This is a genomic window from Brachybacterium sp. p3-SID957 (assembly GCF_025144775.1).
Lineage (GTDB): Bacteria > Actinomycetota > Actinomycetes > Actinomycetales > Dermabacteraceae > Brachybacterium > Brachybacterium epidermidis.
Map to the genome: position 1 here is coordinate 1 of NZ_JALXKT010000021.1, position 15,057 is coordinate 15,057.

The 15,057-nt window shown below is 71.8% G+C and carries 7 protein-coding genes; 4 read left to right on the forward strand and 3 right to left on the reverse strand.

The window, feature by feature from the left end; all coding sequences use genetic code 11:
• A partial coding sequence (locus M3B01_RS06325) for a catalase (protein WP_259790321.1) occupies window positions 1-2,205 on the reverse strand: 2,205 nt, incomplete at its 3' end.
• Between the two features lie 426 nt (window positions 2,206-2,631).
• Between M3B01_RS06325 and M3B01_RS06330 the strand changes: the two genes are divergently transcribed.
• On the forward strand, window positions 2,632-3,690 hold the full coding sequence (locus tag M3B01_RS06330; protein WP_259790322.1) for a hypothetical protein: 1,059 nt from the start codon (window positions 2,632-2,634) through the stop codon (window positions 3,688-3,690).
• 62 nt (window positions 3,691-3,752) lie between these two features.
• On the opposite strand, the gene M3B01_RS06335 is transcribed toward M3B01_RS06330, so the two are convergent.
• Window positions 3,753-6,458, reverse strand: a complete 2,706-nt coding sequence (locus tag M3B01_RS06335; RefSeq protein WP_311203202.1) for a transglycosylase domain-containing protein — start codon at window positions 6,456-6,458, stop codon at window positions 3,753-3,755.
• Window positions 6,459-6,666: 208 nt separating this feature from the next.
• Complete coding sequence (locus tag M3B01_RS06340; protein WP_259790361.1) at window positions 6,667-8,082, reverse strand: CCA tRNA nucleotidyltransferase; 1,416 nt, start codon at window positions 8,080-8,082, stop codon at window positions 6,667-6,669.
• Window positions 8,083-8,321: 239 nt separating this feature from the next.
• On the opposite strand from M3B01_RS06340, the gene M3B01_RS06345 reads away from it, so the two are divergent.
• Genes M3B01_RS06345 through M3B01_RS06355 form a run of 3 tightly spaced genes read left to right on the forward strand, consistent with a single transcriptional unit; the run spans window position 8,322 to window position 15,043 of the window.
• Entirely contained in the window at window positions 8,322-10,709 is a 2,388-nt protein-coding gene (locus M3B01_RS06345) for a DUF6049 family protein (protein ID WP_259790323.1), read from the forward strand.
• Window positions 10,706-12,433: a murein biosynthesis integral membrane protein MurJ gene (murJ, locus tag M3B01_RS06350; protein ID WP_259790324.1), complete on the forward strand. Its 1,728-nt coding sequence runs from the start codon at window positions 10,706-10,708 to the stop codon at window positions 12,431-12,433. Before M3B01_RS06345 ends, murJ begins: the two co-directional genes overlap by 4 nt.
• Before the next feature lie 54 nt (window positions 12,434-12,487).
• Window positions 12,488-15,043, forward strand: a complete 2,556-nt coding sequence (locus M3B01_RS06355) for a hypothetical protein (protein WP_259790325.1) — start codon at window positions 12,488-12,490, stop codon at window positions 15,041-15,043.
• The last annotated feature ends 14 nt before the right edge of the window (window positions 15,044-15,057 follow it).

The window sequence follows — 15,057 nt, forward strand, 5'->3', positions numbered from 1 at the left end:
CGAGCCGAACCGCTCCCACACCCGGTGCGAGCCCAGCAGCTCCTGCACCTGGGCGAGCACCGAGGCGCCGTCCTCGCCCGCCACGACACCGGGCGCGCCCTCGGGGGTGCGGGTGGCCAGCAGCTCGCGACCGCGACCCCAGGCACCGATGGCCTTGGCGTGGCGGTAGCACTCCTCCACCATCAGGCCCAGGCGCGGGTCCGCACCGTCGCCCGCAGGTGCGCCGCCCTTGGTGTCCACCGACGGCCACGCGTCGGCGCCGGGAGCGGGGCTGCCCGCGATCAGCAGGGCGTCGAACTCCACGGAACGGGCGGTGGCGAAGGTGCGGCTCACGGGCACACCGGCCACCTCCCCACCGCGCGGCGCGATCACCACGGGGGTCATGGAGGCCTTCACGACGGCCTCGTGGAGGGCCAGCAGGTCCTTGTTGTCCTCCTCCGGATCCACCACGATGCCGATCGTCCGGCCGTCCGCGGGCCAGGTGCGGCCCAGCTGAGAGAGGGCCTCGCTGGTCTCCACGCCGTCCTCGCCGGCATGCTCCCCGGTGGGCTCGGGGACCGGCAGGCCAAGCGCCTCGGCGACCCGTGAGCACAGCTCCCGGTCGATCTCGGCCAGGCACTGCAACTGGCGCTCCTTGATGGTCTGCTCGTAGCACTTGCCCAGCTCGAAGGAGTACGCGTCGACGATGTGGTCCTGCTCGATCTCCGTCATGCTGCGCCAGAACATCCGCGCCTGGCTGTAGTGGTCCTCGAAGGTGACCGACAGCGCCCGCTCCTTGACCCCTTCGGCGACCTGCACGGGCAGATCGGTGAAGGCGGCGTCATCGGCGCCGGCCATGAACGGGCATCCGCCGTCCAGCGAGTTCGGGCGATAAGGAGCCACCCCTGCCGGGTCGCCCTGCTGGCCGTACCCGTCGCGCAGCATGTCGTTGACCGGCGCGTGGGCGCGGTTGATCGGCAGCTGGGCGAAGTTCGGGCCGCCCAGGCGGGTGATCTGCGTGTCCACGTAGGAGAACAGCCGCACCTGGAGCAGCGGGTCGTCGGTGACGTCGATCCCGGGCACCAGATGACCGGGGTTGAAGGCCACCTGCTCGGTCTCGGCGAAGTAGTTGCGGGGGTTGCGGTTCAGGGTGAGCAGGCCGACGGGCTGGACGGGCGCCAGCTCCTCGGGCACGAACTTGGTGGGGTCCAGCAGGTCGATGCCCTCGAAGCTCTGCTCCTCGTTGTCGGGGAACACCTGGATGCCCAGCTCCCACTGGGGGTGGGCTCCCGCCTCGATGGCGTCGGCCAGGTCCCGGCGGTGGAAGTCGGGATCGGCACCGCCCAGCAGCTGCGCCTCCTCCCAGGTCAGCGAGTGCACACCCAGCTTCGGCTTCCAGTGGAACTTGGCCAGCGAGCCGTTGCCCTCCGCATCGGTGAGGCGGAAGGTGTGGATCCCGAAGCCCTCCATCATGCGGTAGGAGCGCGGGATGCCGCGGTCGGACATGTTCCACAGGGTGTGCGCCTGGGCCTCGGAGTGCAGGGAGACGAAGTCCCAGAACGTGTCGTGGGCGCTCTGGGCCTGCGGGATCTCCCGGTCCGGGTGGGGCTTGGCGGCGTGCACCACGTCGGGGAACTTGATGCCGTCCTGGATGAAGAACACCGGGATGTTGTTGCCCACCAGGTCGAAGGTGCCCTCGGGTGTGTAGAACTTGGTGGCGAATCCGCGGGTGTCCCGGGCGGTGTCCAGGGAGCCGCGCGACCCCAGCACGGTGGAGAAGCGGGTGAACACCTCGGTGACCGCGCCCTTGGCGAGGAAGCCCGCGCGGGTGATCGACGCGGCGGTGCCGTAGGACTCGAACACGCCGTGGGCGGCGGCGCCGCGGGCGTGCACCACGCGCTCGGGGATCCGCTCGTGGTCGAAGTGGGTGATCTTCTCGCGCAGGTGGTGGTCCTGCAGCAGCACCGGGCCGCGGCGGCCGGCCTTCAGCGAGTGGTCGGTGTCCCTCAGGCGCGCCCCCTGGGAGGTGGTGAGGTACGCGCCCTGCTGGGCGGTGGTGGCCGGGTCGTCCGAGGGCACCGCGCCGGTCGCGGTGCGGGGCTGGATCCCCTGCTGGTCCTCCTTGGGGGGCAGCGGGTCCGTGGGCTCGGTGGGCTCGGCGAGCGCGGGGGGCTGAGGCGCGGGGGCGCCGGGGGCGGGGGTAGGGGTCTTGTCGGTCTTGGCCATGACGGGTCCCTCCTCGAAGGGCTCGGTGTGATCTCACAGGACCGTGCCATTGACACGCTACGCGCGCGGCGGTGCACCGCGGCCGGGTGGAGCGATGAAACCGAAGGTCACGAATGCATACCGACCGGTCCGACGGGAGCACGATCGGTGGTCGCCCCCGGTCACCGGGGACGTCACCCTCCCGGCACTGCGTACGTCAGCCACCGGACACCGCGGAGGTGACCTGGATCCCTTCCGTGCCAATGCAGCCTCCCGGGAGTGCCCACCTCCGGCAAGGAGAAGCGAAAGCCCAGGTCAAACGGTTGGCATCGCTGAGCATCGGGGTAGGGTCACCCCTGATGAGCACCTCAGCCCCTCTGAACCCTCCCCCATCGGCGGCTCCCGCGCAGTGACGGGAACCCCGCTCCTCACTCCCCAGGAGAAGCGATGCAGAACCGAGCAGGCCACGGCATCACCGTGGTGATCCTGGCCGACCCGGGCCGCTGCACCCTGGGCGCCCAGTCCGTCCAGGAGCCCCTCCAGGAGGAGCTGTCGCGCATGTTCGGCTCCGCCGAGGTGCGGGTGCGGTCCCAGATGCTGGGGATCAGCAGGCACAACACCCTGGAGATGTCCACACCCGGATCCGTGCGCAGTGCCGACCGGGACGTGGACGCGGTGCTGATGCTCACCGAGATGCCGCGCCGCTCCGGCGGGATCCCGCTGATCGCCGAGGTGTTCCCCGAGCAGCATGCCGCGGCGGTGGCGTACCCCGTGGTGGGCGTCATGTCCAGCAGGAAGAGGCTCACCTCGGTGTTCATGTCGTGCGTGCTGCGGATCCTCGGCACCGGCACGCCGGAGGACCACGACCGGTACGCCCTGCCCTGGAACGAGTGGACCGAGGCGACCGAGCACTCCACGGCACAGCTGAAGGCCCACACCGTCACCGGAGTGCCGCGCACCATCATCGGGATGGTGGCCACCAATGCGCCGTGGCGGGCAGCCCCCAGGCTCTCCAGCGCGCTGGCCGCGGCCTGCGCCACCGGTGCGTTCGGCATCTTCTACAGCAACATCTGGGAGATGTCCGCCGCGCTGTCCACACCGCGACTGCTGATGATCGGGCTGCTGGCGATGACCCTGATGGTGGTGTGGCTGATCGTCAGCGGAGGCCTGTGGGAGAGAGCCGAGCGCGAGGACCCGACCACGGTGCACCTGTACTACAACCTCTCCACCGTGCTGACCCTGTTCCTGTGCGTGCTGGGCCTGTACGTGACCATGGTGGTGCTGATCTTCCTGGCCGGCCTGGTGGTGATCGATCCTGACTACATGGAATCGGTCATCAAGCAGCCCGCGGATCTCGGCCGCTACCTCGACATCGCCTGGATGAGCGCCGCCCTGGGCGTCGTCGCCGGTGGCCTGGGCGCCACGTTCGACGACGATACGGACCTGCGCACCCTCACCCACGGCCGCCGCGAGCTCCAGCGGCGCCCCGAGGCACTGCAGGACTGAACCAGGACGACGAACGGGCCCCGCGCTGTACCCAGCACGGGGCCCGTTGGTCGTGGTGCGCGTCAGGCGGAGCCGTCGTCGCGACCGCCGCCAGCCGGAGGGCCGGCGGCGCCCGCGTCACCGCCGCCGCGGCCCGAGCCGCCCCCGCCACGGCCCGTGGTGCCGCTCTGCTGATCCTCGCCGCTCTGCTGATCCTCGCCCGTGGGCTCCTCGGTGGGGCGCTGGTTGCCGCCGCCCCGGCCATCCCCGTTGCCCGGCTGCTCCTCGGCCGGCTCGGGCTCCTCACTGGTCGGCTCCTCCGCGGGCTCCTCGGTGGTCGGCTCCTCCGCGGGCTCCTCGGTGGTCGGCTCCTCCGTGGGCTCCTCGGTGGTCGGCTCCTCCGACGTGGGCTCCGGCTCAGGGGCCTCCGTGGTGGGTGCGGGGCGCTGCGTGCGAGGCGGTGCGGGGGCCTGGGTGCGCACCCGCTTCTGGTTGTCCAGCTGCACCTCCTCGGGGAAGTCGAGGAACTCCTGACCCTCCAGCGAGCGGGACATGATGGACCCCCAGATCTGGGTGGGGAAGCTGCCGCCGGTGATGTTGTCGACCCCGCCGAAGCCCGTGAGGACCTCCTCGGTGCTGCCGTCCTCGGAAGGCTGGAACATGCCCACGGCCGTCACCAGCTGCGGGGTGAAGCCCACGAACCAGGCCGAGCGGAACGACTCCGCGGTGCCGGTCTTGCCGGCCACCGGGCGACCCCCCATGACGTCCTGCAGCGAGCGGGCCGACCCGCGGGTGGGCGGGCCCTGCAGGCCGACGGTCGCGTTGATCGCCACCTGCTCGTCCAGCACCCGCTGCTCGTCGATCTCGTGCTCGTACTCGAGGGTGCCGTCGCTCGCGTGCACCGTCTGCACGATGTAGGACGGGCGATGCACGCCGCCCGCGGCCACCGTCGCGTACACCTCCGCCATCTCCCGCACCGTGGGGGAGGCCGAGCCCAGCACGTTCGAGGGTTCTGCGCCCAGGCCGGGGGTGTTCTCCGGCAGACCCAGCTTGATCGCCGTCTCCTTTGTGCGCTCGGGACCGATCGCCAGGTTCACCTCCGCATAGGCGGTGTTGATGGAGTTGGTGGTGGCGCGCTCCAGGGTGACCCGGCCGTAGGAGAGGTCGTTGAAGTTGTTGACCGTCCAGCCCACCTGCGGGAACTCCTTGGGGGCGTTGCCGTCCCAGCGGGAGTGCAGCGGGTAGCCGTCCTCCAGGGCGGCGATCAGGGTGAAGGTCTTGAAGATGGACCCGGCCTGCATGCGGGACTGGGTGGCGTCGTTCTGCGCCTGCTGCACGAAGTCGGGACCGCCGTACATCGAGCGGATCGCCCCCGTGGAGGGATCCACGGTCAGGGTGCCCACCCGGTTGCGCTCGGGCCGGTCCTCGGGGAGCTCGTCGATCGCGGAGACGGCGATCTCCTGCATCCGCGGATCGATCGTGGAGACGATCCTGAAACCGCCGGTGTTGAGCTGGTCCTCGGTCATGCCCTGGGCGAGCATCTCGTTGCGCACCGTTTCCAGCAGGTAGCCGTTCGTGCCACCCAGCGCGTTGGTGCGTCCCGGAGGGATGGTCTCGGGGAACACCATCGCGTCGGCCTCCTCGGGGCTGAGACCGCCGGTGGCGTTGACACGTCGCTCGATCACGCGGGTCCACAGCTGCTCGGCGCGCTCCGGATCCTCTGCCGGGTCATAGGACGAGGGGGCGGGGATCACCGCGACCAGCAGTGCGGCCTCCTCGTCGGTGAGATCCGCTGCGTCCTTGTCGAAATACGCCTGCGCGGCCTCCTGCACGCCGTAGGCGCCGCGACCGAAGTAGATGGTGTTGAGGTAGCGCGAGAGGATCTCGTCCTTGCTGAGCTCCTGGTCGATCTTCAAGGCCAGGATCGCTTCCTTGGCCTTGCCCACGTAGGAGGTCTGGGTGCCGGTGTGGTACCGCTCCACGTACTGCATCGTGATCGTCGAGCCGCCCTGACGGGCGTTGCCCGAGAGGTTGTTGATGACGGCGCGCACGATGCCTCGGGGGGACACGCCGCGGTTCTCGTAGAAGCTCGAGTCCTCGCTGGCGACCACCGCGTCCTTGACGTTCTCGGGGATCTCGTCATTGGGGATGATGGTGCGGTTGATCTCGCTGAACTGCCCCATCTCGGTCTCGTTGTCGGCGAAGTACACGCGGGAGGTCTGGGCCAGGGCGATGTCGTCGACCGCCGGCACCTCGGTGTCGTTGTACAGCCACACGGCGAAGCCCAGACCGGCGATCACGAACAGCGCCATCGCACCGACGATCATGCGCAGCGAGGGGATCCACCGCCACGGGTTCTTGGCACCCGCGCGCGGGTAGTTCAGGACGTTGGTGGCAGCGACCTTCTTGCCGCGCCCGCCGCGACCCGAACCGGAGCGACCCCTGCCCGAGCCCCCTGCCCTGCCGGAACCGCCGCCCTTGCCGGAGCCTCCACGACCGGGACCCGTCGGCCCCGATCCGCGGCCCGAGCCGGAGCCGCCGCGATCGGAGCCGCTGCCACCGCCAGCAGCAGCGCCGGCTCGCTTCCCGCCGCCGGCGGCGGCACCCGGGCGGGCATGGCGGGCGCCGACGGAGGTACGACCTGCCGCCCGGGGCCCCGAGGAGCCGGTGGTGGCGCCGGAGCTCGACGCCTTGCCGGCGGCGGCTCGCTTGCCGGGCTTGCCGGAACCGGTGGCGCGCCGGACTCCGGCGGCGCGACGGGCGCCGGTCGAGCGTCGGGACTCGCTCATTGCTGCTCCTGGGCGTTCTGGGGTACGGGGATCGCACCCCGCAGGGCGCGGGTGCGCGACCTCTCAGTATGGACACCCTCCCCACCCGGAGGGAACGACCCGTTGGTCACCGTCACAGGGTGTGCACGTTCCCTGCGGTCTCCGTCACAGGCCTGTCGGAGCACGGGGGTGACCCGGGGGCGCCCCCTGCACGCTGCTGCAGGACCCTTCAGGCCTCCTCGCGTGACTCCCACCAGGTGCGCAGCTCCTGCTCGGCGCGCTCCTCGCCCAGCGGGCCGTGCTCCATGCGCAGGTCCAGCAGGTGCCGGTAAGCGGCGCCGACCTCGGGGCCCGGGCCCACGCCCAGCAGCTCCATGATCCGGTTGCCGTCCAGATCGGGGCGGATCTTCCCGATCTCCTCCTGCTCGGCCAGATCCGCGATCCGCTGCTCGAGCTCGTCGTAGGCGCGGGCCAGGTGGCGGGCCTTGCGGCGGTTGCGGGTGGTGACATCGGCCCGGGTGAGTCGGTGCAGGTGCTGCAGCAGGTCCCCCGCGTCGGTGACGTAGCGCCGCACCGCGGAATCCGTCCACGGGGAGTCGGCGTAGCCGTGGAAGCGCAGATGCAGCTCGACCAGGCGTGCCACCTTCTTGGTGGTGTCCTTGTCGAAGGTGAGGGCCTTCATGCGCTTGGCGGCCATCTTCGCGCCCACGGTCTCGTGAAAGCGGAAGGTCACCGTACCGCCCTCCTCGTAGCGGCGGGTGGCGGGCTTGCCGATGTCGTGCAGCAGGGCGGACAGGCGCAGCACCAGGTCCGGCGCCTCGCAGGGTCCACCGGATCCCGCCGGGCTCTCCAGGTCCATCGCCTGATCCAGCACGGTCAGGGAGTGCTCGTAGACGTCCTTGTGGCGGTGGTGCTCGTCGATCTCCAGGCGCATCGCCGGCAGCTCCGGCAGCACGTGCTCGGCCAGGCCCAGATCCACCATCAGCTCAAGGCCACGACGGGGGTGCTCGCCGAGCATCAGCCGCACCAGCTCCTCCCGCACCCGCTCGGCGGAGACGATGGTGATGCGATCGGCGAGCGCGCGCACCGCGGCTGCGGTCGCCTCCTCGAGCACGAACCCCAGCTGGGAGACGAACCGCACGGCCCGCATCATCCGCAGGGGATCGTCGTCGAAGGACTGCTCGGGAGCCACGGGTGTGCGCAGCACGCGGGCGGCGAGGTCGGCCAGACCGTCGAAGGGGTCCACCAGCTCCAGGGAGGGGATGCGCACCGCCATCGCGTTGACGGTGAAGTCCCGGCGGGAGAGGTCGCCGACCAGTGTGTCGCCGAAGGCCACCTGGGGCTTGCGACTGGTGGGGTCGTAGCTCTCGGTGCGGTAGGTGGTGATCTCCACCTTCACCCCGTCGCGCACGCCGCCCAGAGTGCCGAACTGGCGTCCCATGTCCCAGATCGCACCGTCGCCCGTCCAGGAGCGCAGGATCGTCTCGGTCTGCTCCGGGCGTGCCGAGGTGGTGAAGTCGAGGTCGGCGCTGGAGCGCCCCAGGACCGCATCGCGCACGGGCCCGCCCACCAGCGCCAGCTCGTGACCCGCCTGCTCGAAGAGTCGGCCCAGCTCATGGACCTCCTCGGGGAGAGCCTGGAACATGACGGCCGCGCGGGTGCGGGCGATCTCGAGCCGCGTCGGCGTCTCGGGGGACGCCCCGGCGGTGGCGGCACCGGAGGCGCCGCCGACGGCTTCGGGGCCTGCGTGGTGGGCGGAGGGATCGGTCACGAGGGTCCTGTCCTGGAGTGGTCACCGGGAGGCCGCCTCCGGCGCAGGCACTAGCTGCCGCACCTGCGCGAGGCGGCGGGACCTCTACGGTAGTCGGCGCATAGGGTGTCCCCATGCCGTCGTCCCCGCTGCCCGTGCGCCCCGTGCTCGCGGCGCTGCTCACGGCGCTGCTGGCGATCGCACCGATGCTGGCCACAGCCGCCCTCACCCCGTCGGCATCCGCCCTCACCAGGGTCTCCCCACAGCCAGCAGCGCCCTCGGAACCGGCAGCCGACGCCCCCGCGGTGCTGGACCTGGAGTCGCTCACGCCGACCGCCCTGGCCGCCGGTGGCACCCTGACCGCGCGGGTGACCGTGACCAACACCTCCTCCTCCCCGATCACCGCACCGCAGTTGGAACTGCGCACCCGCAGCGCGCGGGTGACCGACCGGGGGACGATCGCCGAGTGGCAGGCCCGCACCGAGGTCGACACCACCGGGGGCCCCGTCGACAGCTCCTCCCCGGGCCAGGATCTCGCCCCCGGGCAGTCCGCCACCCTCCAGGTGAGCGCGAGCAGCGAGGAGCTGGGCTACAAGGACCAGCCCTACTTCTGGGGCACCCGCCGCATCTCCCTCACCCTCAGCTCGGAAGGGACGCCGCTGGCCTCCCTGTACACCTTTGTGGTGTGGCGGCCGGCCGGTGCCCAGGACGCCGTCACCCAGTCCGTGCTGCTGCCGGTTGCCACGCTGGACCCCTCCGCGCCGATCACCGCCCCGGACGCCTTCGCCGAGACGGCCGAATCGGGGCGGTTGGCGGACCTGGTGGACCTCGCGGTGCGCGAGGACGTCGACTGGTGGATGGACCCGGCGCTGCTGGACCCGCCGCTGGTGGCCGCCGACACCGCCGACGGGGACGGTGCGCCGCTGACCGACCCCGCTGATCCCGCCGATGGCGAGGCATCCCCGACGCCGAAGGTGCCCGCGTACGAGCCCCATCCGGTGGCCGCGCCCCTGGCGGCCACGTTGCAGGAGAACGTGGGCGAGCGCACCGTGCTGGCCATGCCCTATGCGCATGCCGATCGCGTGGCCCTGGAAGCGGCCGGCACCGACGCCCTCTCCGCCGCAGTCACGGAGGCCGGTCAGCAGGCCTGGCAGGAGGCAGGGATCGAGCCGCACGGCGATGCGCTGGCCACGGCCGCGCAGCAGACCCGGCCGGAGACCCTGGAGACGATGGCCGAGGCGGGGGCGTCCACCCTGATCGTCCCCTCGTCCTCCCTGCGCACGGACCCGAGCGCGCCGGTGACCCCGAGCTCCGTGGGCAGCTATGCCACGGAGGCGGGCCCCCGCACGGTGCTTGCTCCCGACCCGGTGCTCTCGGCCGAGTTCTCCCTGCTCACGGGCACGACGGACACAGAGCAGACCCGTCAGCGGCTGCTGGCCGAGACCGCCACCATCGCCTCGGAGTTCACCACCGCACCGAGGCACCTGCTGATCGCCCCCGACCCCGGCACCGCTCTGGACGCCCAGGCGGCCGGATCGGTGCTGGACACTCTCGCCGAGGCGCCGTGGATCCGGCCCGGCCGCACCGCGGATCTGATGGATGCCGTGCAGACCGGGGAGTGGACCACCCAGACCCAGGACGAGAGCGGGGCCATGCTGACCCTGGGTGAGATCGCGCCGCAGCAGGTCCAGCCCACCGGACCGGACGAGATCGGCACCTACACCGCACTCCCGCGGGCGGAGCCGCTCCCTCTGACCAGTCGCGCCGTCCTCGAGGACCTCGCCGGCTCCTGGGAGCGGCTGGACCGGCTGGGAACGGCGATGCAGGACGATGCCGCCCTGGACGGGCCCCGGCTGATGGCGCTGTCCGGGACCTCGGTGGGGTGGCGCGGCATGAGCGGGGCCCCCGCGGAGCGAGCGCGGGAGACGGGCAATGCCGTGGACGCCCTGCTGGGCGGGATCCGCGTGCAGCCCGCCTCGGGCTACAACCTGATCTCCGACTCCGCCGGTGTGCCGATCACCCTCAGCAACGACCTGGACACCCCCCTCACGGTGCGCACCTCGCTCAGCTCGGACCGTCCGCTGGTGCGGATCAGCGACGAGCAGCCGGAGGTGACGATCCCCGCCCACGGGCAGGCCGACATCGCGGTGCCTGTGGAGGCGATCGCCAACGGCACAGTGCAGCTCACCGTGGGCGTCACCACCGTGGACGGCCGACCGCTCACCGAGCCGGTGGAGGTGCCCCTCACCGTCAACCCCGCCTGGGAGAACTGGACCACCCTGCTGCTGGTGATCGCCATGGGCATCCTGGTGGTGGTGGGTGTGACCCGTGCCCGCCGCACGGGCGCCACCACCCGCGCGCCCGGCGTGCACGTGCCGGAGGACCCGGTGGAGCTCTCCCGTAGCGGGCTGTCCCAGCCCGCACGCCTCTCGGAGCCCGCGAGCCCGGCCCCGGGCGGGGGCCCAGCCGAGCCGAGCCCGGAGCCCGACGACCGAACCGAAACCCAGGAGGACCGAGCATGACCCGCGAGCTGAGGGCGGTGCACGTGCCCCGACACCGCCGACCGGGCGTCCCCTCCAGCCGGTCCGCCCTGATGCGCGCCAGTGTGCTGATGGCCTCCGGCTCGATCGTCTCGCGCGTGCTGGGCTTCGTGAGGAACTTCCTGTTCGGCATGATCCTGGGCGGTTCCATGACGGCCGCCGCCAATGCGTTCAGCGCCGCCAACACCCTGCCCAACACGATCTGGATCCTGGTGGGCGGCGGCACCCTGAACGCCATCCTGGTGCCCGCGATCGTGCGCGCCGTCAAACGGCCCGATCGGGGCAGCGACTACATCTCGCGCCTGATGACCCTGGTGGCCACGTTCGCCCTGGCCATCACCGCGGTGTGCATGGTGGCGGTGCCACTGCTGCTGGTTCTCACCAGCGGCGTGCTGCCCCCCGTGACCTACGCCCTGGCCATCCAGCTGGGCCTGTGGATGATGCCGCAGATCTTCTTCTCCGCCCTGTACGTGATGTGCGGACAGCTGCTGAACGCCCACGACTCCTTCGGCCCGTTCCAGTGGGCGCCGGTGCTGAACAACCTGGTGGGCATCGCGGGTGCCGGCATCTTCCTGGGCATCTGGGGCACCGTCGCCGAGGCGGAGCTGTGGACCATGCCGATGGTGGCCGCGATGGCAGCGATCAACGTGGGCGGATCGGCCGCACAGGTGCTGTTCCTGTTCTGGTACGTCAAGAAGCTGGACCTGCACCTGCGTCCCCGCTGGGGCTTCCGCGGCCTGGGCCTGGGCAAGCTGAGCCGGATCGGCCTGTGGACCCTGGGGATGCTGGGGCTGGGACAGCTGGGCATCTGGGCGTCCCGCTGGGCCACCAACGGGGCGGTGCGCGCCTCCGAGCTGCTGAGGGGCCAGCCGGAGGCGGCGGCACGGTACCCTGCCCTGCTCGCCATGGAGTGGGCGTACATGGCGTTCATGATCCCGCAGGGGATCATCGCGGTCACCCTGGTCACGGCGACTTTCCCCGCCATCTCCCGGCACGCGGCCGATGGCGACCACGGCGGCGCGCTGACGCGCTACGCGGAGACCAACCGCCTCCTCGCCGTGCCGATGGTGCTGTGCACCGCGGTGTTCGTGGCGCTGTCCGGGCCGATCATGTGGGTGATCGGCGGCGGCACCGGGGAGATCGGGGCCCGCGCCAACGGCACCGTGCTGGTGGCATACATGCTGGGCCTGGTGCCCTTCGCCTCGCTGTACCTGATCAAGCGGCTGTTCTACGCCTACGAGGACGCCCGCGCCCCGTTCCTGATGCAGATCCCGATCGCCGCCATCACCCTGCTGTCGGTTCCGGTGATCCTCACGGTGGTGGATCCGCGCTGGGCGGCGATGGCCGCGGCGGGTACCACCAGTCTCGGCAACCTGGCGGCCTGGGCCGTGGGCCTGCTGATGCTGCGCAGGCAGGCCGCCCGACTGGGTGTGGAGCCGCCCGGGATCCGCAAGGGCGCCGTCGTGCTCGCGAAGCTGCTGGCGGCGGGGGTGGTGGCCTGGCTGCTGGGTACCGGCCTGGTGCAGCTGACGGAGGGCCTGATCTGGTCGCACCGCGTGTGGGCGATCGTGCTGGGCAGTCTGATCGGTGCAGTGATGAGTGCTGTGTTCCTGGGCCTCACCTGGCTGCTGCGCGTGGATGAGGTGCGGTGGCTGATCGGGATCGTGCAGCGGCGCGTTCTTCGGCGTGCCAGGTCCACCTCGTAGCATGGGGAACGCTTCGGGCAGGCACGGGCCCGTCGGACGAGAGAAGGACGGTCGGTGAACACCATCCCGCATCAGGACGCGCTGCGCTCCCGGTGGACCTTGGAGGGGACGATCCCCCTGTCCGGGGTGGCCGAGAACGCCTCCTGGCAGCGTGCTCGTTCGGTGGCCACCGGGGAGAGGGTGGCCCTGTTCGTGGTCCACGGGACAGCAGCGCTGGAGACGGCCGACGCCGCGCGCCGCGCCTACCTGGTGGAGGATCCCCGACTGATCCCGGTGCGGGACGTCATGGTCCTGGACGATCCGCGGGAGGACGGGGCCGACGCCTCGGGCGCTGATCCGCAGCCGCTGACCGTGGTCGAGTACCCCTTGCCGGCGGCCCCGCCGCTGGCGGCCCTGCTGCGCGGCCGCAGCCTGCACCCCGAGACAGCACGCGCGATCATCGGGGAGGCCGCCCGGGGGGTGGAGACGGCTCGCCGCCGCGGGGTGCGCCACCAGTTCCTGGACTCCAACCGCGTCTTCGTGGACACAGCATCCGGCCAGGTCACGATCCTGGGCGTGGGGGTGGAGGCCGCGTCACATGCGGGGCTGGACCGTTCGGGGGCCATTGCCTCCTTCCAGGACACCCGGGCTCTGGTGGCCCTGCTGTACCGGGCACTGGCGGGTCGCAGCCCGCACCGCAGCGGGGCGGGCCCCGTCCCTCGCCCCTCGCAGATCGCACAGCACCCTGTGCCCGCCGATCTCGACCTGCTGTGCGATCTGGTGCTGAACGAAGCCGCCGAGGTCATCCCCGAGACCAGCCGGGATCTGATCGCCGAGTTGGAGCCGTGGCAGTCGATCCCGGTCACGCTCGAGGCGTACGAGCGGAACGAGGAGAGCGCCCCTGGCAGGGATGGGCAGGCGGCCCCTGCTCCCGGCAAGGAGGCGCCCGATCCCGCTGCTCCTGAGCAGGGGGATGCCGTCTCCGATCAAGGAGCCACCGCCGCCGAAGCTGCAGCTCTCGCAGGCTCGGCCGGGGCCGGTGCGACTGCCGGCGCGGACGGTGCAGTGGCAGGGGCGGGCGCGACCGCGCGCCTGGGCGAGCACAGCACGGCCGAGGACCCCCGTCCCTCGGTCGCCTCCACCGGGGCGGGCGACGACGGCGATCCCGCTGCGTCGGAGGACCCGGCCACGCCGGCGCCGCACGACCCCGCCCACTCCCAGCAGGCTCAGTCGCTGATCAGGGACCTTCGCCTGGACCAGAAGCGCGATGACGCCGCTTTCCCCGGGCACCTCGACATCACCCTGCCGCGTCGACCGGAGACCGCTGAGGCGTCGCAGGACGCGCTGGGCTCCGACGCTGCGCGCCACTCGGGCGCCATGCGCGACTCGGACGCCATGCGCGACTCAGAGTCCGGGCGCTCGGAGGACCGGACTCCCGGCCCTGCCGCTGCCGACGTCGACGCTCCGGATCGGGGCGCCGGTCGCGGCGCTGCCGGTGTCGCTGCTGCTGGTGCCGCTGCCGCCGGTGCTGCTGCTGGGGTGAGCAGCAGCAGCGCGGGCTCCTCGCCGCTGCCGGCGCGTCGCTCCGGCACCCTGTGGCCGCTGGCCCCGCGCCGCGAGGACGGTCCTGTCCAGCCGTCGAGCGATCCTTCCCAGCCGCTGGCCGAGGACTGGGCGGACGGGTCCCGCACGCCCTCGCAGGCTGCGCTTACCCCGGGCGTCGTCGGACAGCCCGCCGGGGACGCTGCCACCCCGTCGTCCCCGGAGCAGACGGCTGCCATGGCACCGGTCGCGCCGTCCGAGCCGACCGGGCCGATCGTGGTGCGCGGGCGCGACCGCTCCTCGCTCGAGGGCACCGACCTGGACACCACGGTGCCGATCGGACGGGCGGCCCTGCTGCGCGACGTGGTCAACGTGGCTGTGGACTCGGACGACCCCGACGCGTACACCATGGGGCCGCTGCCGGCCGAGCAGCGTTCCCGGATCTCGCAGTGGATCCTGCTGGGCGGCGTGCTGCTGGTGATCGTGGCGATGGTGCTGGCCCTGTCCACCATCACCTCCGGGCTTCGCGAACGGGTCACGAATCCTCTCAATACCGATCCCCCCGAGGCGTCGGCGGGGGCCCCGGTCAGCGACGGCGGGGGCGAGGAGCCCGCGGAGGAGGAGCCCACCGAGGAGGAGCCGCCGGCCCCGCCGGCCACTCTGCGCGGCGTCGAGGTGTTCACGCTGGGCTCGGACCGTGCACCGGACAACGCCGACCAGACCGAGCGCATCACCGACGGTGATCCCGGCACCTTCTGGTCCACGCAGATCTACACGAACCCGCAGTACGGCAACCTCAAGGACGGCGCGGGGCTGCGCCTGGATCTCGGGGAGCCCTCCACGCTGACAGCGGTCGTGGCCACCACCGCGCGCAACAGCGGTGGGGTGATCGAGCTGCGCGCCGTGGGTGAGGACGGCTCCCTGGGGGACGTGCTCGCCACCGGCCAGTTCGCCGGTGACGGCGAGGTGCGGCTGGCACCTCCGGAGCCGATCGAGGCCCAGCAGGTGGCGCTGTGGTTCCCCGAACTGCCACCGGACAGCAATCGTGACGGCTTCCGCGGCCGCATCGCCGAACTGCGGGTCGAGTGATGGCGCACTCGCGG

What these genes read in the sequence shown, in the direction of transcription:
- M3B01_RS06330 (WP_259790322.1), top strand. Translation starts at nt 2,632, where the DNA reads ATGCAGAACCGAGCAGGCCACGGCATCACCGTGGTGATCCTGGCCGAC.
- M3B01_RS06335 (WP_311203202.1), bottom strand. Translation starts at nt 6,458, where the DNA reads ATGAGCGAGTCCCGACGCTCGACCGGCGCCCGTCGCGCCGCCGGAGTC.
- M3B01_RS06340 (WP_259790361.1), bottom strand. Translation starts at nt 8,082, where the DNA reads ATGTTCCAGGCTCTCCCCGAGGAGGTCCATGAGCTGGGCCGACTCTTC.
- M3B01_RS06345 (WP_259790323.1), top strand. Translation starts at nt 8,322, where the DNA reads ATGCCGTCGTCCCCGCTGCCCGTGCGCCCCGTGCTCGCGGCGCTGCTC.
- murJ (WP_259790324.1), top strand. Translation starts at nt 10,706, where the DNA reads ATGACCCGCGAGCTGAGGGCGGTGCACGTGCCCCGACACCGCCGACCG.